The following is a 19,118-nucleotide window of genomic DNA, read 5'->3' as shown; positions in this document are numbered from 1 at the left end:
TGTATATAGTGGCCAACGATTTTCATCGGGGACGAGATATGGCCGACGCACCGGACGACTACAGGGCACACCAGGAGACTTACGCGGCTTTCAACAAGCTCGTGACCTTCTCGCTTTTGTGGATCGTGGTCCTGCTGGCTTCGATGGCGCTGGGCCTCGTGGGCGGCCTGTCGATCCTCGGCCTGCTCCTGGGTGTTGGCGGCTCGATCGCCCTGCTGATCGGTTTTGCCGTCTTGAGCTGACGCTCCGGCAAGAACGCAGACAAAAGAAAAGCGGCCCTCTCGGGCCGCTTTTTTCGTTTCAGGAGGCCGGCCTCAGCCGACGACCTCGGAGCCCGCGAAGAAATAAGCGATCTCGATCGCGGCATTCTCCGGCGAATCCGAACCGTGCACCGAGTTGGCTTCGATCGATTCGGCAAAATCCTTGCGGATCGTGCCGGCGTCGGCGTTGGCCGGGTTGGTGGCACCCATGATCTCGCGGTTCTTGGTGACGGCGTTCTCGCCTTCCAGAACCTGCACGACGACGGGGCCCGACGTCATGAAAGTGCAAAGGTCGTTGAAGAACGGCCGCGCCTTGTGCACGCCGTAGAACTCCTCGGCCTGCTGGCGGCTCATCCAGATGCGCCGCTGGGCGACGATGCGCAGACCCTTTTCCTCGAACCGGGCGTTGATCTTGCCGGTCAGGTTCCGGCGGGTCGCGTCCGGCTTGATGATCGAGAAAGTGCGTTCGACGGCCATATTGTCCTCTTGCCCGATTTTCCTGCTGCCAATGTGCTTTTTGGCATGTGGGCGCGCCTTATAAACGCGGGGTCCCCATGCGGCAAGCCGGTTGGACCCGCCTCTCCCGCATGCTAAACGCCGCGGCCCCATGCTTCACGTCAGCGACCTCTCCTTCCGTCACGGCGAACGCGTTCTCTTCGATCGCGCGTCGGTGGCTTTCTCCGATGGCTGGAAGGTCGGCCTGGTCGGCCGTAACGGCGCGGGCAAATCGACCCTGCTACGCATCATCCAGGGCCAGACCGAAGCCGATAGCGGCGAGATCAACCTGATGGGCCGCACCCGCATCGGCTCGGTGCCGCAGGACCCGCCGGGTGGCGACATTCCCGTTCTCGATGCCGTTCTTGCAGCCGACGTCGAGCGCACGGCGCTGCTTGCGGAAGCCGAGACCAGCCACGACGGGTTGCGACTGGCCGAGATCCATATGCGGCTCGAAGAGATCGGCGCGGCCTCGGCGCCGTCGCGGGCGGCTGCGATCCTGAGCGGCCTCGGCTTCGACAACGAAGCCCAGTCGCGGCCCTGCGGCGAGTTCTCCGGCGGCTGGCGCATGCGCGTGGCGCTGGCCGGCACACTGTTCAGCGATCCTGATCTCTTGATCCTCGACGAGCCGTCGAACCATCTCGATATCGAAGCCATGATGTGGCTGACCGAGCATCTGCGAAAATTCCGCAACACGCTCCTGATGGTCAGCCACGACCGCGACCTGCTGAACGACGTGTGCGATCACATCGTGCACATCGATCAGCAGAAGCTCGTGCCCTACACCGGCAACTACGACTTCTTCGAGCGCACGCGCGCCGAGCGTCTGGCCAACGATGCCGCGCAGCAGGCCAAGGTCGCCGCGCAGCGCAAGCACATGCAGGCCTTCGTCGATCGCTTCAAAGCCAAGGCCAGCAAGGCACGCCAGGCGCAGTCGCGCATGAAGATGATCGAGAAGCTGGGGCCGGTCGCCTCGGTGCCGATCGAGGAGAGGATTGCCTTCAACTTCCCCTCGCCCGACATCCTCGCCTCGCCGATCGAGACTCTGGACGAAGTGACGGTGGGCTATCCCGACGGTCCGCCGATCCTGCGCAACCTCGACCTGCGTATCGACATGGACGACCGCATCGCGCTGCTCGGCCAGAACGGCAACGGCAAGTCGACCTTCATCCGCGTCCTGTCCGACCGGCTGCAGCCGCGCGAGGGCCGCATCAAGCGCACGCCCAAGCTGAGGATCGGCTACTTCTCGCAGGACCAGGAAGAGAGCCTCGACTACGAGGCGACGCCGTTTGACCACATGAACCGCGCGCTGGGACCGGGTGCCGGCGAAGCGAAGGTGCGCGCCCAGCTCGGACGCTTCGGCTTCTCGCGCGATCGCGCCAACCTCAAAGTCGGCGTGCTGTCCGGCGGTGAGAAGACCCGCCTGCTGCTGGCGCTGGCCACCCGCACCGCGCCGCACATGCTGCTGCTCGACGAGCCGACCAACCATCTCGACATGGATGCCCGCGCCTCGCTGGTCGACGCCATCAACGATTTCGAGGGCGCCGTCGTGCTGGTGAGCCACGACACCCATCTGGTGAAGATGGTCGCCGACCAGCTTTGGGTCGTGGCCAACGGCAGCGTCACACCCTTCGATGGCGATATCGACGATTATCAGTCGCGTCTGCTGCGTGAGCGCAGCGGACGGCCCGCCAAGGAAGCCAAGAGCAAGAAGGAAAAGAAAGAGAAGAAGGCTGCCTCGACGCCCGCTCCTGCACCGCCCCCCTCCGAGAAGGTCAAGCGCGGCCCCTTGAAGCGCGCCCTGGAAGCGGCCGAGAAGAACATCGCCACGCTCACCAAGCAGCGTAACGACATCGAGGCCAAGCTCGCCGATCCCGCGACCTACTCAGGCCCGCCAGCTCTCGCGACCGACCTGCAGAAGGAAAAGCTGCGGCTTGAGCGCGAGCTGGCGCATGCCGAGCACGAGTGGATGGTCGCGCAGGAAGCCTTCGAAGCGGCCTAAGGCTGGGGGCGCGTCCCTACTCCGCCGCGGCCGGCGCTGACTTCGCAGCGCCGCTCTGGCGGAGCGACATCACGATGCCGACATTCGCCACGTAGAGACCGATCGCGATCCAGAAGATCACGGCCGGCAGGCCCAGGTTCATGAGATAGCCGAACAGCGGCGGTGCCAGGAACGAGCCGATGTCGAGGCCAGAGTAGACGAATCCGAAGACCTTCCCGGTGGCACCGGGCGGTGTGGCGTTGCGCACGATCATGTCGCGCGACGGGTTGGTGGCACCACCTGCCGCGCCGGCCAGCGCCAGCACGATCGGCAGCAACGCCGGCGATACGGCCTGCATCGCAATCGGCACGGTGAATGCTGCCGCGACGAGCAGCCCGATCGCCGCGACGCGATCGTGACGACGCACGCGATCGGCGAAGAGACCGCCCACCAGCATGCCGGCGGCCGATCCCACGATGAACACGATCAGGCAGAAAGCAGCGTAGGTTTCGGTGACGCCGAACATGCTGCCCCAGGCCGGCACCGCGAACTGCTGGATGCCGACCGTGTTGGCCGCGAGCAGCGCGAAGTAGACGAGGCAGAGCAGCAGCGTCGGCTGCAGGAAGAGCGTCAACGCCGGCGTTGTGCCGTGTTGTGCGGCCGCTGCGCGTTCCTTGATACGGTGATCGACCAGTTCGCGGCGATGGATGAGGACCAGGAACGACAGGATGATGCCCGGCAGCGCACCGATCAGCGCGGCGCCGATCCAGCCGAACATGCTGTCGAGGAAGTACATGATGGGCGCCGCCGCCCATCCCAGCGAACCGCCGAGGCCGTGGATACTATAGGCGCGGCCCAGCCGGCTTTGCGTGACAGATGAGTTAAGCAGCGCGAAGTCGGCCGGATGGAAGACCGAGTTGCCGAGGCCTGCGACGACGGCGATGGCGGCAAAGGCTGCAAACGAATGGGCGAAGGAGATCAGCCCCAGGCCGACACCGACGACGAACAGACCGCCGGCCAGGATCGGCCGCGCGCCGAAGCGATCGACCGCGAAGCCTGCCGCGGTCTGCGCCACGCCGGAGACGCCATAGAATATGCCGGCCAGCAGGCCGACATCGGCGTAGCTGAGGCCCACTTCCTGGCGAACGATCAGCAGCATCGTGGCGAAAGCGAGCTGATAGTAGTGGCTGGCACCATGGGCAACGCCGATCAGGCTGATCACCCGGACATCGTGCCGAAACGGCTCGGCGGTGGTTGCAGACATCGACACCTCTTCATGGCGATATTAGGCGATCCGCTGCGCGAACGTTCTTCGGAAATCTGCGGGGGAGCCATGCGCCCGTGATGACGCGATGCAACCCTACTTGCTAGTGTCCGCGCCGGCATTAGGGAGAAGCGTATGAAAAGATGGAAGCATCGCCCGGAGGGCTCGACCTGGGGCGATTGGGGTGACGACGATCAGCTCGGGCGCCTTAACCTGATCACCCCGAAGAAAGTGCTCGAAGGCATCGCCGAGGTGAAGGAAGGCATTTCATTCTGTCTGAGCCTGCCGCTCGACTTCCCCGGCGGCAACGTTCTGAACCCACGCCGTCTGCCGCCCGTCCTTTCACCGACTGGCGACGAAAATGGCTGGCGCTTCAACTTCCTGACCAACAGCCTCAACCCGATGTTCGTGGACGTCGCGAGCGACGATCGCGTGATCCTGACGCTCCAGTATTCGACGCAGTGGGATACGCTCGCCCATGTCGGCGGCATGTTCGACGCCGACGGCGATGGCGTGCCGGAGCCGCTCTACTACAACGGCTTCAAGGCCGGCTCCGATGTCGTCGGCCCGCAGCCCGACGCCGGCCGCGACGGCTGCGGCCATCTCTCCTATGCCCACAAGCTCGGCGTCGAGAACATGGCGGCCAAGGCGATCCAGGGCCGTGCCGTGCTGGTCGACCTCGAGAAGCACTATGGTCGCGACCACAAGTATGTGAACTACGACGACTTCAAGCGCGTCCTCGACGCCGACAAGGTCGTGGTCGAACCGGGCGACATGCTGCTGCTCTACACCGGGTTCACCGATGAGATCGTGAAGATGGACAAGAAAGTCGATCCGGCGCGCGCGCATGCAATGTGCAGCGTACTCGATGGCCGCGACCAGCGGCTGCTGCAGTGGATCACCGACAGTCAGATCTCCGCGCTGATTGCCGACAACTACGGCGTCGAGGCGGTCCCCGCCCTGCCCGGCCCGGAAGGCGCCGAGCATCCTTCACTGCCGATCCACAATCACTGCCTGTTCAAGCTCGGCCTGAACCTGGGCGAGATCTGGTGGCTGAAGGACCTGGCGCTATGGTTGCGTGACAAGAAGCGTTCGCGCTTCCTGCTGACAGCGCCGCCGCTGCGCCTGCCTGGCGCCGTGGGCTCGCCCGCGACTCCCGTCGCGACCGTTTGAGCATCGTGGCCGTACCGTCGCTCTCGGCACTCGTCGCGCAGGGTCTCAAGGCCGAACGCTTCGCGCTTCTGGATGTCGGCTGCTCGGGCGGCCTCGATCCCAAGTGGCGGGCGTTCGGTTCGCACCTGCGTGCGCTCGGCATCGATGCGAGCGCAAGCGAGTGCCAGCGGTTGGCGGCCGCCGAAAGCAACCCCGACGTCGAGTACGTCGCGGCCTTCGTCAGCCCGCGCGCCGACAAGCCGGTCGATCTCTCGGCCGGACCTGCGGCACCGCACATCATGAAGATGCGCGACCGCATGAGCTTCATGCGCACGCGCGAGATCCGTGAGGAGCGGCTGAAGACCGCTTCGGCAGAGGAACAGTTCCGTCACAACGCCTGGGAGATGACAGGCCTCGCCGATCCGACCAGGCCTGTCGTCGTGCCCGACCTGCTGGCGGCCAAAGGCTGGACCGATCTCGACTATCTCAAGATCGACACCGACGGCATCGATTGGGAAATCCTGCAATCGTTCGATGGCCGCCTGGCGCCGCTCCATCTGCTCGCCGTCCAGCTCGAAGTGAACTTCATCGGTGATGGCTCGGCCGAGGAACATGCCTTCCACAACACCGACCGCTTCATGCGCCGCCAGGGCTTCGACCTGTTCCGGCTGGACGTGCGCAACTACTCCACGCGCGCCCTGCCCGCGCGCTACATCTGGCCGACGCCGGCCGAGACTCATTCCGGCCGTCCGTTCCAGGGCGAGGCCTATTACGCGCGGGACCTCATTCGCCACATCGGCGCCTCGGGGTCCGAAGCCATGTCCGTAGAGAAGGTCGCCAAGCTCGCGGCAATCCTCTCGGCCTGGGAGGTTCCCGACGCCGCCGCTGAATTGCTACTGCACTATCGCGAGAAGCTCGCTTCGACTTTCGATGTCGACCGCGGTCTCGACCTCCTTGCCGCCCAGGCCCAGCCGGAGCGCGCACGGCCGCTCAGCTATCGCGATTACATGGCAAGGTTCGAAACCGATCCGCCGGATTTCTACCGCCCCGAAGGACCGATCCCTCTCGGCGAGCGCCTGAAGGCCGCCTGGCGCGCCTACCTGTCGCCACGCTCGAAGCGTTAGCGCCGGGGGCGCGCCACTCCAGTGGCGCGCCCCCAGCTTAAGCCTTCTTCTCCCAGCCGCCGGTCGGTGTCTGCTGCCAGTAGACGACAGCGTGGCCGGCGGACTTATAGGTCTTCCAGCGTTCGCGGGCGTCGGCGACGGCGGTGTCATCGCGGCCGTCGAACAGCTCGAAGCAGCGCTTGTAGTCGCCGACCTTGTCGGAGCGCGCACGGTCGGCCACGAACAGGAACGCGGCGCCGTTGGGATTCTCGTCGAGATGCGTCAGCCACACCGGCTGACGATCGGCTTCACCATCGCGCACCGAGCCGTGCGGCAGGAAGCCGTTCGGATCGTAAGTCCAGAGATGCGTGTTGAGCGAATCGACCCGCTCGGCCGAGCCCAGCATCACGACGGCGCGCTCGCCCGCCTGCAGGGTCTTCACCAGCAGGCGGGGCAAGGCGTCTTCGAGCGACGATCGGGTCAGGTGATAGAAGTTGACCTCGGTCGCCATCGCTCCTGGTCCTCCTGAGCTCAACGCTCGTAGTTGTCGGCGATCAACTTGTCGAGCAGCCGCACGCCATAGGCCGTGGCGCCCTTGGGCGTCGTGCTGTCGCCCTTGCTCGACCAGGCCACACCCGCAATGTCGAGATGCGCCCAGGCCACGCCCTCCTGCACGAAGCGCTGCAGGAACTGCGCGGCGGTGATCGAACCACCGTCGCGGCCATTGCTGACGTTCTTCATGTCGGCGATGTCGGAATCGATCATCTTGTCGTACTTGGGCCCGAGCGGCATGCGCCAGAGCTTCTCGCCGATCTGCGAGCCCGCGGCCCTGAGCTTGTTGGACAGCGGCGTGTTGTTGGAGAAGAGGCCCGCGCGCTCATGGCCCAGCGACACGATGATCGCGCCGGTCAGGGTCGACAGTTCGACCATCGCCTGCGGCTTGAACTTCTCCTGTGCGTACCACATGGCATCACACAGGATCAGCCGCCCCTCGGCGTCGGTGTTGATGACTTCAACCGTCTGGCCCGACATCGACTTCACCACGTCGCCCGGCCGCTGCGCATTGCCGTCGGGCATGTTCTCGACCAGCGCGCAGACGGCAATGACATTCGCCTTGGCCTTGCGGCCCGCGATCAGCCTCATCGCGCCGGTGACGGCGCCGGCGCCGCCCATATCCCACTTCATGTCTTCCATGCCGCCGGCCGGCTTCAGCGAGATGCCGCCGGTGTCGAAGGTGACGCCCTTGCCGATCAGCGCCACGGGCGCCTGGTTCTTCGGCCCGTTCATCCAGCGCATGACGAGAAGCTGGGACTCGCGCTCGCTGCCCTGCCCGACGCCCAGCAGCACATGCATGCCGAGCTTCTTCATCTCGGCTTCGCCCAGGACCTCGACCTTGACGCCGAGCTTGGTCAGCTCCTTGGCGCGACGGGCGAATTCGACGGGATAAAGCAGGTTGGCAGGCTCGCTCACCAGATCACGCGTGAAGAACACGGCATCGATCGTCGGCTCGAGCTGGGCATAGGCCTTGCGCGCGTCGGCCGGGCCGTTCACCACGACGGTGAGCTTCTCCAGCGAGAGCTTCTGCTCGGGCTTGTCCTTGGTCTTGTACTTGTCGAAGCGGTAGTTGCGCAGCCGTACGCCCAGCGCGATGCGGGCGGCGATCTGGCCCGGCGTCAGGCGGCTGCCTTTCACCGGATCGACGACGACGGTGACGGCCTTGTGGCCCGCGGCATTGGCTTCGGCCGCGATGACGCCGCCCAGCCCTTCCGCAGCGCGGGCATCCAGCTCACGGCCTTTGCCCACACCCAGCAACAACAAGCGGTCGATGTCGCCGGTGTTGCCAAGGACCGTGAGGGTCTGCCCCTTGGCGCCGGTGAAACGCCCCGCAGCGAGGGCGCGTGTCAGGGCGCCGCCGGCCTTCTCGTCTGCGGCCTGGGCCGTCGCCAGGAGCTGCTTGTCGGCTGCAACGAAGACCGCAACATTGCCGGAAAAGGCCTTCGGAAAGGCCGAAAACTCTACTTTCATTCGATTCCCTCGTTCCTGGCGCGTATTTGGCGCCGATTTTTCGCCCCTGCGACGGGAGGGCGCAAGCGATGTTTCGCCCGCAGACCACTGCAAATTCGGGGTGGCGTCCGTCCGCGAGCGCCAGTATCAGTACCGGCCCTCAAAACGGACATGGAAATGACCACAGGAACTCTGCCTCGCGTCTCGGTCGTTGGTCTTGGCAAGCTTGGAGCCCCCCTCGCGGCGGTGCTCGCCAGCCGCGGCTTCTCTGTCATCGGCCTCGACGTGAACAAGACGTTCGTGGATGCACTGAACGCCGGCAAGATGCCGATCGTCGAGCCGCAGCTCAACGAGCTGATCGCCGCCAACAGGGAACGACTCACGGCGACCATGGACGCCAACGAGGCCGTCCAGAAGAGCGACGCCAGCTTCGTGATCGTGCCGACGCCGTCCGACAGCACCGGCTTCTTCTCCAACCGCTTCGTCCTGCAGGCGATGGAGACGTTGGGCAAGGCGCTGAAGAACAAGAAGGGCTACCACATGGTGGTCATCACCTCGACGGTGATGCCGGGCTCGACGGGCAGCGAGATCAAGGCGGCGCTCGAAGCCGCGTCCGGCCGCAAGGTCGGTCCGGATCTCGGCCTTTGCTACAACCCGGAATTCATCGCCCTGGGCACGGTCGTGCGCGACATGCTGTTCCCCGACTCGATCCTGATCGGCGAGAGCGATTCCAAGGCCGGTGACATGCTGCAGACCATCTACCTGCAGATGTGCGAGAAGAAGCCGCCGGTGCAGCGCATGAACTGGGTTAGCGCCGAGCTGACCAAGATCTCGGTCAACACCTACGTCACCACCAAGATCTCCTACGCCAACATGCTGGCCGACATCTGCGACCGCCTGCCGGGCGCCGACGTCGACGTGGTGACCAAGGCGCTGGGTGCCGACACCCGCATCGGCGCGAAGTACCTCAAGGGCGCGATGGGCTATGGCGGCCCTTGCTTCCCGCGCGACAACGTGGCTTTCGCCGCCCTCGCCCGCAAGATCGGCGCCCGCGCCGACGTGGCCGAGGCGACGGACCGCATCAACAACTTCCAGATCGAGCGCCTCTCGGGCCTCGTCGGCAAGTTTGCCAAGGCCGGCACCCGCATCGCGATCCTGGGCCTCTCCTACAAGCCGCAGACGCCGGTGGTCGAGGAGAGCCACAGCGTGAAGCTCGCCGCCAAGCTCGCCGACGCTGGCTATGTCGTGGCCGTGCACGATCCGCTGGCGCAGGACGCCGCGCTCGCCGTGCTGGGCGACAAGGTGGTCGGAGCCTCCTCGATCGAGGGCGCGGTGCGCGAGTCCGATCTGCTGATCGTCGCGACCGGCTGGCCCGAGTACAAGGAACTCGATCCGGCATGGTGCAAGCGCAGCAACGGCCAGCGCCTCACCGTGCTCGACCTGTGGCGCACGCTGCCGGCCGACAAGTTCGCCGACGTGGCGGACGTGCTCTATCTCGGATCGGGCCGGTAAGGCCTTCGCCCCTTCATTGGAAGACATCGTGAAAAGCCCGCACCAGCGGGCTTTTTGCTGGCTTTCGAATCACGGCGGCTGCAATCAGCCGACAAATTGACGCCCTCCTTAACGACAGATATCTATCCAGACATGAGCACCGCCTTCGCGGCATATGTCGGCGACAGTCTCAAATCAGAGCTGTTCACGCTCATCGATGTGGGCTGTTCCGGCGGCATCGATCCGGCCTGGCGGGTGTTCGGCCCGCGGCTGCGTGCGATAGCCTTCGACGCCAGTCTCGACGAATGCGAGCGCCTCACGCGGGAAGAAACGCACGCCAACATCAAGTACATCGGCGGCTTCGTCGGCCTGTCGCCCGATCATCTATTTGCCCGTCGGATCGCGGGCAAACCCCTCTATCCGTACAACCCGATTTTTCGGACGAGTGCCTGGCGGACCCTGCAGCTCAGGAAAGCGCGCCTGGAAGCGGCAAGCCTCGAAGAGAAGCTTCGCCACAATTTCTGGACCCTGACCCGGCTCGCCGATCCCAACAAGCCGGTGGTCGTACCCGACGTGCTGAAGGAACTGGGCTGGAGCGACGTCGACCTTCTCAAGATCGACATCGACGGTCCCGACTATCAGGTGCTGAATTCGTTCGATGGCCATCTCGACGATCTTGGCCTGCTGGCCGCGCGCCTGGAGGTGAACTTCTACGGCACCACCGACGATACTGAGCACGTCTTCCACAATACCGACCGCTTCATGCGCGACCGGGGCTTCGAGCTTCTGGGGTTGGACGTGCGCAACTACGCCATGGCCGCCCTGCCCTCGCCGTTTGCCATTACGTCACCGGCCCAGACTGTCACCGGACGGCCTATCCAGGCCGACGCGTTCTATGCGCGCGACCCGGCGGCGCCGCACCTGCGCGCGATGGGCGATGCCATGTCAGTGGAAAAGATGGCGAAGCTCGCCGCTATCTTCTCCATCTGGCAGCAGCCCGATGCCGCCGCCGAATTGCTGCTCACCTACCGGGACAAGCTCGGCGCGGTAATCGACGTCCAGAACAGCCTCGAACTGCTCGCCAGGCAGACGCAGGGAAAGGCGGAGCCTGAGACGGAACCGGAGCCAGAGACGGAGTCACAGACAGAGCCGACGCTGAGCTACGCCGAATACATCGCCGCCTATGAGGCCGACACACCGGCCTTTTACCCGCCGCCGGACGTGCCGCCACTGCCGCCGCCGCGCACGATACGCCGCCGCCTGCGCGCGGCGTTGCAGTCCTTCCTCAACCCCGACAACGTGACGCTGACCGACGACTAGGGCGCCGCGGTCTAGTTCTCGTGCAGGCTAGACGGCGTGGCGACCGCGGAAGCGCAGAACCTTGCCGCGCAGCGACGGATCTTCGCGCGGGATGCCCGCGAGCACCTGGCTGCAGAACGGGTTGATGTTGGCGCCGATGTGATCGGTGAACAGCGGCCAGTACTTGTTGTAGATCACGTTCACGCCGATGAAGCGGCGTGGCAGGCGACGGCCCGCGGGACGTGTCTCGTGTTCGGTCGACGCAGCCTGCCGGAACAGCTTGGCGACCGCCTTCAACCGCTTCTCGTCGACGGGGCTCGCCAGACGGCCGCGCCGGACCGGCTCGTCGGCGCGCTGCGTCGCCAGGCCGAACTCGAAGATGAACATGTGCGTCTGGCCGATGAGCTCCTTGAACGGACCTCTCTTCACGTTCGGCAGATCGGTCGGCAGGCCCTCGCATTCATCCGGCACCAGCAGGGTTCCGGAGAAGCCCATGCCCTGCCATGCCTTGGCGAAGCGGGTCACGAACTCCGCACGCGTCGCCACGATCATCACCGAGGTCGAGCGCGGGAAAGTCAGCACCTGGTCGCAGACGAACGGCAGGGTGTGCGGCAGGTCGTAGCTCAGGTCGTCGTAGAGCTGCCATTCGAGGCTCGTCGTCGTGTAGGGGACGGTCGCGGGCTCCATGGCGGCGTCGAGGCCGGCCGTGAAGCGCTGGTAGGAGGTCTCGCGGTCAAGCCGCACTTCCTCGATGGTGACGTCCGGCCAGCCCCAGGTCTCGGCCTGCGCCGGCAGGTACGGCGTCGACACGTCCCAGATGTAACGATCCTGATCGTTCATCTTGGTCTGCCGGCCCTTGTTGTTGGCCGCCGCGACGCGGGTATGGTCGCAATGGTAGCCGAACAGCTTGTCGATCAGCGTATCGACCCGGCCGCGATAGAGCGCCAGTCGAGCGGCGAGATTGGAATCGCAATGCCAGCCGAGGACCATCTCCTCGTCGAAGCCATGAATGGCGAACATGTCCTCGCGCAACGCCGCCTGGAAATCACCCAGCGCGTCGTATTTCATCGGCATGAAATTGTGCACCACCTGGTTCAGGTGGAAACGCACCGACCAGTCGCGCAGCTTGCGCAGGTTTTCGGCCGGATCGCGGCGGTCGAAAGCCGCTTCCCACAACATCTCCGGCAGCTCGAAGCGCGGGATCTGGTAGAAGCCATCGGGCACGGCGCCCAGGATGTCGCTCAGCGACTCGCCTTCGGTGCGCGGCACCAGGAGCATGTCGGTGTTGGTGTAGAGGATCCAGCGGTTGTTCGGGTTGGACCGCCGCAGCGCCACGTTGCGCGACTGGCATTCGAGCGCGACCAGATGGGTCTTCGACTTGAGATGGGCGTGCTGTTCGGGGCGCACGCGCAGGATGCGCATGACCTTCTTCGCCTTGTCGGTCAGCGTATCGTGGATCGCCTCCGGAAAGGTCGGATGATCCTCCGGCGTGTTGTAGTCGACGAACAGGATCTCGTCGTCGGGATCGGACATCACCTCGGCCAGCGCGTTGAAGCTGATCGCTGCGCGCTTATGCAGGTTGTAACCGTGGCTGTCGTTGCGGCCGTAAAGAATTACCGAGAACATCCAACCCTCGTCCAGGTGATGTGACTGCTAAAAATGCTCAGCCGCCGATCCGCTTCAGCTCGTTGCGTGCGGCGGCGTGTTCGATCAGGGACGGCGCGGCATGGTCGACGACCTGCCGCCAATGCCGCTTCGCGACCTCCAGGTCACGGCTCGCGACATGCGCGCCGAACTGGAACCAGGCCTCGGCGCGACGGCAATCGGTGTCGGCCTGAGCCATCACGTCCTGCTCGCTGGCCTGCCCGGCCTGGAAGGCGAGAAGTATCGCGGGCCAGGGCCCCTGCGCCACCACGGGTGTCGAAGCCGGCGGCTGGCCAAGGCGCATCCGGGCCGTCGCCTGATAGAGACGCCAATAGGGATCGTGCGGCTGCCTGGCGATAACGCTGTCGAGTTCGGCGAAGGCCAGCTCGTAGGCGGCCAGGCGAAGCGCGATGCAGGCGCGGGCCGCGGCCTGGCTGGTCGGCAGCAGCGCGAGCTGGCGGTTGAGATCGGCATTGGCGTCGTCGGGACGACCGAGTCCCATCAGGATGACGCTGCGGGTGCTGAGCGCCTCGGCGTCCGATGGGCGCGCGGTCAATACGGCGTCGATCGTCGTCAGCGCCTCGTCGTACTTGCCCATCGCGGACAGGGCTTCGGCCTTGATCGCCTGCACATCCAGTAGACCGGGCTTGAGCTTGAGCGCGCGTTCGTAGTCGGCCAGCGCCTGCTCGGGCTTGCCGCTCGTCAGATAGGCGTTGCCGCGGGCAATGTAAGGCAGCGCATTCTTCTTGAGAGACCGCAGCACCGTGTCGTAGGCGCTGATCTCCGAGCGGAAGTTCCCACGCTGCCGGACGGCGAAAGGCCGATCCGGCGGTCCCTGCCGGGTGGCGGCCCTGATGCTGCGCGCCTCGGTGTATTTGGCCTTCGCCTCGTCGCTGTGCCCCGTCATATCCAGCAGCTCGGCCTGCGCTTCGACTGCGGCATCGAACTGCGGCGCGCGCGCGATGGCGTCTTCGAAGAGACGCACCGCCATGTCGGAATCGCCGCCGCGCGCAATGACGCGCGCGCGGAGATAGAGCTGGTCGGCTTCCGTGTCGGCGTTCGGCTTGCCGCCCCCCGTCGCTCGAGTCGGATTACTGCGCTCTCGCCATTTCACACGAAGGGATTCCGACAGTTTCGACAAGATACCCACGTCACTCACTCGAATGCTCCCAACTGTGTTGACCCCTGTGGCGGGTCGCCGAGAGAATCGATGCGTTCAGCCTGAGGAGGTTGGCGTAAAGTCTCATCTCTGCCGGGCAGGTTTAGACGCGCCCCGCTAACGTACCGACCGACTGTCGTCAAGCAGTTACGCAACATTATTGCGCACAGCTCCCAGCAAGATCACGGAGCAGAGGTGAACTCCAGCAGCGCATCCCCCCATTTGAGACCACTCTCCTCGTCGTAAACGAAGTCATAGAAGTCGAACAGCTTGAAACCGCAGCTTTCGAGCAGCCCAATGACCTCACCGGCTTTCGCCTGCGTTGCATAGAGCGGCGAGAACAATAACTCGACAAGAATGAAACGGATGCGGCCACTGCGCAGAAATTCTCTCTCTCCCTGCAGGATTTCCAACTCATGGCCCTGCGTGTCGAGCTTGAGGATGTCGATCCGGTCCAGTCCCTCGTTCGTGCAGAACTGCCTCAGGGACTGCAATTCGACCTCGACGGAGGCGGAGGCTACCACAGTGTCGTCGATCAGGCCCTCGGCGCCCTGTGCAATCGGCGAGAGCGAGTTGATCGCCGCATTGGTGTAGCTGTGCATCGTCGACGTGCCTGCCCGGCTGCTGAGCGCCAACCGGCGCGGTCGCACGCGCGAAGTCCCCTCGAAGCGCCGCGCCATGCCGGCGAAAGTGTCCGGATGCGGCTCCAGTGCCCAGACATCCGCCGTCGGAAAGGTGTCGACGAATCGCGCGACCGTATCGCCCTTGTTGGCGCCGACATCGACGACGACGGGATTCGGCACCGTGAGCCGTGCCGCCAGATCGTCGGTCGCGTTCTTGTTGAGGAAGCCCCTCTCCTGCCTCTTCGCCGTCGCCGTCATCACGCTGCCCAGCGTGGCGACTTCCACGGTGACTGTGCCTCTTTCCTCGCTGCAGCGAATGACGACGGCCGCCACGGCGGTCGCGTCCGGCGCCTCGAGAACGACTTTCTGATCGCCGTCGGAAAGCTCCGCCCGACACACGAAGGTCGAGAAGTCGCCGGCAACCAGGCCGATCTCGGCGTGCCCCGACATCAAGCGCACGTCCAGTTCGACTCGCAAGCCACGGCCGATGATCTGAGAAACGGTCCAGCGGTTCGGCCAGCTTACGAGGTAGGACCACGCCTCTGCGGAGCGGGCGACGCGAAGCGGCCTTTCGGTCTCGGTCCGCGTATCGCCATGCAGCGTGAAGCTGCCCAGCTCGAACCCGTCGATTTTCACCGTCTCTGCGCTCACCGGGCGCCTCGCGGCACGCCACAGCCCGGTTAGCCCGGCGATCATCAGGCGTGGCTTCCTTTCGACATAGTCGCGGGGTCCGCGCGAAACACGTATCCACCACCTTACGGCGAGAGAGGCATTGCCCCGGATCATCACTCGCGCCCCAAAACCGGTCAACGTTTGACGGCGAGCCCGCACGATGATTGATATCGCCCGCAGGGCCACCCGTTCACGCAAAAGATGCCACAGCAGATCAGAGGACTAATCCCGGACCGGCCAGAAGTTCATAACGGCTCGCAGGTCAGGGTTCCTTCCAGCGTCTTTCGCACCCTTCGCAACATCGTTCCTTGGGGCACAGGCGGTACTCTCGTCGAAGCCGAAACGGCTCCGGAGCAGTGGAGCTATGCCCTCTCCTATCCGTTGCGTACGGAAGCCTTGAGTGACCTATCACCCAACGATGCGTTGATCGTCGAATGCAGGGTGTTGGTGCACGAAGGCGACCTGGGCGTGATCGTGATCGGCGCCGACTATTCGTCGTTTGCGTCCCGCGAGCGGACGATCCGCGCAAGTACGGTGCCGACGACCGTGCGGGTGTGGGTGCGCGATCCGAGTAAGGCGAGCCACGTCCTGTTCCGCAACGCCGCGTCCACCGGGATGGCGACCCGCTTCGACGTACTCGACATCCGCGCGCAGAAAATGCCGGACGGCCGCGCCTTTCACGCCTCCTGGACGCAACCGGCAAATCGCAGCATCCCGCTCGCCGAACTCAGGCAGGCGCTCGCCTGGGCCCAAACGACATGGGACCACCCCTTCCCCGTGCGTCCTCCGGCGAAGACCGCCGCCATCCTCGAGATAGTCGATACCACGGCCCTGCCGTCGGTCTTCGGGCCAGCCGGCAAGGCCGAGCCGCCCGCCGCACAAAACAAGTCACTGGCCGACTGGAAGATGGAGACGGATGACGCCCCCATCCTCGACTATCTCTGGCGATCGATCGCGCCGCGCCGCCATCTCGAATTCGGCACCTGGGAAGGCTTCGGGGCAACGCTTATCGCACGCGCGACCGATGCCGAGATCTGGACGCTGAACCTCCCCCAGGGCGAGACCGACGCCGACGGCGAGACGCTCTATTCCTCCACCGATTCAGGTCAGTTCATCGGCCGGCTGTATCGCGACGCCGGCTTTGCATCGCGTGTGCACCAGATCCTTTGCGACAGCCGGGAGTTCGATACACGGCCGTTCGAGGAGAATCGTTTCGACACCGTGCTGATCGACGGTGGCCATACGCCCGATGTCGTGGCCAGCGATACGGAGAAGGCCCTGCGCGTCGTGAGAAAAGGCGGCACTTGCGTCTGGCACGATTTCTGTCCAGACCCCGATGCGCTCAGCCACAACCTGGCACCCCTCGGTGTGGTCCAGGCCGTGGTCGAGAACTTCGACGCATGGAGTGCGCGCTTCGAGCGCCTGTTCTGGATCCGCAAGAGCTGGGTCCTGGTCGGCCTGGGCGCCAAATGATCGAGCGCCAAGTGACACCGGAAACGCCCCACAGCCAAATCATCTAGGGACGACAATGAAAGAGCGCGTTGAAACGGTCATCCCGGGGCGGGCGGCCATCGAGCTGGTTTCCTTCTACGAGGAGTTCCGCAGCTACTATCCCCTCTGCGAACTGGAGACGAAGCGCTGGTTCGTCGACAACGTGCAGCCGGACTGGTGGATTTTCGATATCGGCGCCAACGTCGGCTACTACTCCATCCTGTTCGGTCAGTTGGCGCACAAAGGCCGCGTGCTCTCCTTCGAGCCGACGTCGACGGCGAAGATGCTGCGCGAGAACCTGCAGCATAACGGGATCGCCAACGCCGACGTTCACGACGTCGCCCTCGGGGCCGTCACCGGCGTGCATCAGGACCGCATCTTCCGCATGTGGGGCGGCGAAGGCGACGTGAAGGACTACCCCTTCTACCGGCTCGACGACTTCATCGCCGAGAAGAAGCCCGCCCGCGTCGACTGCATCAAGATCGACGTCGACAGCTTCGACTTCGAGGTCTTGCGTGGCGCCGAGCAGACGCTCGCCAAGCACAATCCCGTCATCGTGGTCGAACTCAATCATGCGCTGGCCAAGCGCAACCAGAGCGCCGGCGAGGCACTGGCCTGGCTGGCGCAGCGCGGTTATCGCCAGGCGCTCGTTCTAGACAATGACAACTTCGTCCTTCAGCAGGGCCGCGAACAGCTCAAGCTCGCCGATGGCGCGAAACTGGAACTCGTATTCCCGCCACCGATGCGCTTCGAGGAGTCTCTCGATGCGGTGACCGGCACTTCTATCGAGCGTCCACTGACGACAGGTGAACTGCAGAACGAGGCGAAATTCCAGAGTGATCGCGCCTCCGCTCCGCCGACCTCGCTGGTCGCTGCCGTATCGCGCGCGATGCGCAAACTGATCCCCAGCGGCGCCGGCAGCGATGGCAGCCGCCAGGAGTTCACCGCCCTCACCGGCCGCGCCATTGAGACGTCACCGTCGATGTGGAGCTACGCGCTCTCGCTCGCCGTCGATCCCGGCGCGCTGGCGGCTGTCCCCGCGGGCGGGTCGCTGGCACTGGAGATCGAGGTCGAGGTGAGCGAAGGAAAGCTCGGCATCGGCATCGCTGGGAGCGATCCCTCGGTGTTCGTATCGCCCGAACGTACTCTTTCGGCCATGAGTGGCGCACAGCGGGTCGTGGTCGCCGCGCCCGCTTCGCAATCGAAGTCTCTGGCGTTCCGCAATGTCGCGTCGGAGGGAACGCGGACGGTCTTTACGCTGTCAGGCGTGCGGGCGAAGGCAAAACCTTCGGCTCCTTGACGAACTCCGACAGCCGCTCCATGGGGACGGCGATCACGTTCGGCGACAAGGCTGAGCCGGCCGCAGGGCGTTCGATCAGTCCGGTGGTGTGGGAGAACACCAGGATCTCGTAGGAGAGGTCGCCACGTAACGTATGCAGCAGGGCTGAGGCGCTTTGATGCTGCGCATGCAGGGCGCGCTCGTTCAATTCCATGAGCAGAAGCGGCCGCATTGATTTCAGGACGGTCTTGGCGCCGGCAACAACACCTGCCTCTCCGCCCTCGACGTCAATCTTGACCATGTCAATTTTCGACAGTCCATGGCGCGCGACCACCGAGTCGAGCGTTTCCAGCGGTACACGCTCTGAACTGGCGCGGACGACATCGTCATGGGCGAAATCGCCCAGCGTGTTGTGTCCGGCGTGAACACCATGCGCCAGGTGAAGGTCGACGACACCCGCCGTCGCGCCCAGAGCCGCCGCCACGACATGGACGTTGTCGAGGCCGTTGCGACCGAGATTGCGTTGCAGGTGCGCCCTTTCGCGCGAACTCGGCTCGACGGAGATCACCTTGCCGGTGGAACCGACCCGGCGGGCGGCGAAGAGCGTGTAGTAACCGTCATTGGCACCGACATCGACGAACGACATGCCGGGCTTCAGGAAGCGGTCGACGAAGGCGAACTCGTTGGGCTCGAACGAGCCGCAAACGTAGAGGCAGAGGCTGTTATCGTTCCCCAGCGTCAAATCGACCGTGGTGCCACCGTGCCAGCGCACGGTGAGCGGCACTGCCAGGTCCTTTTCGCGCGCAGCTTCCCACAAGGCACCACGCCGGCAGGCCAGCCAGCGGCGCTGATCGTAGTATTCCTCGGCAAAACGCCAGCCCGGTCGCGGCTCGAGACTCGGCCGCCGCGGCGCCAGAACGCCTGCATAAGCAACGCCAATTGCCGGCGCGTGGACGATCAGCCAGCGTCCCATATTGTCGAGGTGATAACCCACGCCGGAGCGCACCCGTTCCCAGGTGCTGGCAATGCTGATCGGGCCTTGGGCCGTCGTCATGCCGATTTTTACGCTCCCACTGTGCCCGTGTTCGGCTAAACCACCCACTGCCGACCGTCAAGCAATGCCTGTGTGTTGCCATAGTCTGCCCGTAGGCCCATGCATTGCAGCTAACCTGCTACGGAATATAATGGATGTCCCTCTCTC

The 19,118-nt window shown here is 64.8% G+C and carries 16 protein-coding genes; 8 read left to right on the top strand and 8 right to left on the bottom strand.

The features are described from left to right. Nucleotides 1–38: 38 nt before the first annotated feature. The gene (locus EPO50_RS02940) at nt 39–242 is read left to right on the top strand and encodes an aa3-type cytochrome c oxidase subunit IV (protein WP_296341155.1); all 204 of its coding nucleotides are present in this window, start codon (nt 39–41) and stop codon (nt 240–242) included. 72 nt (nt 243–314) lie between these two features. On the opposite strand, the gene ndk is transcribed toward EPO50_RS02940, so the two are convergent. After that, nucleotides 315–737 (bottom strand): nucleoside-diphosphate kinase, encoded by a 423-nt coding sequence (gene ndk / locus EPO50_RS02935; protein WP_296341154.1) that lies wholly within the window; start codon nt 735–737, stop codon nt 315–317. A 130-nt stretch (nt 738–867) separates the two neighbouring features. On the opposite strand from ndk, the gene EPO50_RS02930 reads away from it, so the two are divergent. Then, nucleotides 868–2,757 (top strand): ABC-F family ATP-binding cassette domain-containing protein, encoded by a 1,890-nt coding sequence (locus EPO50_RS02930; RefSeq protein ID WP_296341153.1) that lies wholly within the window; start codon nt 868–870, stop codon nt 2,755–2,757. A 16-nt stretch (nt 2,758–2,773) separates the two neighbouring features. On the opposite strand, the gene EPO50_RS02925 is transcribed toward EPO50_RS02930, so the two are convergent. Continuing rightward, entirely contained in the window at nt 2,774–4,000 is a 1,227-nt protein-coding gene (locus tag EPO50_RS02925) for an MFS transporter (RefSeq protein ID WP_296341152.1), read from the bottom strand. Nucleotides 4,001–4,135: 135 nt separating this feature from the next. Here EPO50_RS02925 and EPO50_RS02920 point away from each other — a divergent pair, with 135 nt between their 5' ends. Together EPO50_RS02920 and EPO50_RS02915 are read left to right on the top strand one after the other, a co-directional pair. After that, entirely contained in the window at nt 4,136–5,173 is a 1,038-nt protein-coding gene (locus tag EPO50_RS02920; RefSeq protein ID WP_296341151.1) for a cyclase family protein, read from the top strand. 5 nt (nt 5,174–5,178) lie between these two features. Further along, nucleotides 5,179–6,276 (top strand): hypothetical protein, encoded by a 1,098-nt coding sequence (locus EPO50_RS02915; protein ID WP_296341150.1) that lies wholly within the window; start codon nt 5,179–5,181, stop codon nt 6,274–6,276. 37 nt (nt 6,277–6,313) lie between these two features. On the opposite strand, the gene EPO50_RS02910 is transcribed toward EPO50_RS02915, so the two are convergent. Next, nucleotides 6,314–6,766, bottom strand: a complete 453-nt coding sequence (locus EPO50_RS02910; protein WP_296341149.1) for a DNA polymerase III subunit chi — start codon at nt 6,764–6,766, stop codon at nt 6,314–6,316. Nucleotides 6,767–6,786: 20 nt separating this feature from the next. Next, the gene (locus EPO50_RS02905; RefSeq protein WP_296341148.1) at nt 6,787–8,280 is read right to left on the bottom strand and encodes a leucyl aminopeptidase; all 1,494 of its coding nucleotides are present in this window, start codon (nt 8,278–8,280) and stop codon (nt 6,787–6,789) included. 156 nt (nt 8,281–8,436) lie between these two features. On the opposite strand from EPO50_RS02905, the gene EPO50_RS02900 reads away from it, so the two are divergent. Beyond that, complete coding sequence (locus EPO50_RS02900; protein ID WP_296341147.1) at nt 8,437–9,771, top strand: nucleotide sugar dehydrogenase; 1,335 nt, start codon at nt 8,437–8,439, stop codon at nt 9,769–9,771. 132 nt (nt 9,772–9,903) lie between these two features. Further along, nucleotides 9,904–11,070, top strand: a complete 1,167-nt coding sequence (locus EPO50_RS02895; protein WP_296341146.1) for an FkbM family methyltransferase — start codon at nt 9,904–9,906, stop codon at nt 11,068–11,070. 27 nt (nt 11,071–11,097) lie between these two features. On the opposite strand, the gene EPO50_RS02890 is transcribed toward EPO50_RS02895, so the two are convergent. From EPO50_RS02890 to EPO50_RS02880, 3 genes are all read right to left on the bottom strand, one after another. Further along, a complete protein-coding gene (locus EPO50_RS02890) occupies nt 11,098–12,675 on the bottom strand; it encodes a hypothetical protein (protein ID WP_296341145.1) in 1,578 nt (525 codons plus the stop codon). Between the two features lie 37 nt (nt 12,676–12,712). Next, nucleotides 12,713–13,807, bottom strand: a complete 1,095-nt coding sequence (locus EPO50_RS02885; RefSeq protein ID WP_296341144.1) for a tetratricopeptide repeat protein — start codon at nt 13,805–13,807, stop codon at nt 12,713–12,715. A 227-nt stretch (nt 13,808–14,034) separates the two neighbouring features. After that, nucleotides 14,035–15,126: an FkbM family methyltransferase gene (locus EPO50_RS02880; protein WP_296341143.1), complete on the bottom strand. Its 1,092-nt coding sequence runs from the start codon at nt 15,124–15,126 to the stop codon at nt 14,035–14,037. A gap of 495 nt (nt 15,127–15,621) precedes the next feature. On the opposite strand from EPO50_RS02880, the gene EPO50_RS02875 reads away from it, so the two are divergent. Then, nucleotides 15,622–16,620 carry a class I SAM-dependent methyltransferase gene (locus EPO50_RS02875; RefSeq protein WP_296341142.1) on the top strand — a complete coding sequence of 333 codons (999 nt, stop codon included), beginning with the start codon at nt 15,622–15,624 and terminating at the stop codon, nt 16,618–16,620. A gap of 55 nt (nt 16,621–16,675) precedes the next feature. After that, nucleotides 16,676–17,938, top strand: a complete 1,263-nt coding sequence (locus EPO50_RS02870; protein WP_296341141.1) for an FkbM family methyltransferase — start codon at nt 16,676–16,678, stop codon at nt 17,936–17,938. Here the strand turns inward: EPO50_RS02870 and EPO50_RS02865 are convergent. After that, nucleotides 17,892–18,971 carry an FkbM family methyltransferase gene (locus EPO50_RS02865; RefSeq protein WP_296341140.1) on the bottom strand — a complete coding sequence of 360 codons (1,080 nt, stop codon included), beginning with the start codon at nt 18,969–18,971 and terminating at the stop codon, nt 17,892–17,894. The genes EPO50_RS02870 and EPO50_RS02865 overlap by 47 nt on opposite strands. Between the last annotated feature and the right edge of the window lie 147 nt (nt 18,972–19,118).

It is taken from the genome of Reyranella sp. (assembly GCF_004297405.1).
Lineage (GTDB): Bacteria > Pseudomonadota > Alphaproteobacteria > Reyranellales > Reyranellaceae > Reyranella.
This window is presented reverse-complemented; position numbering and strand designations above follow the sequence as displayed.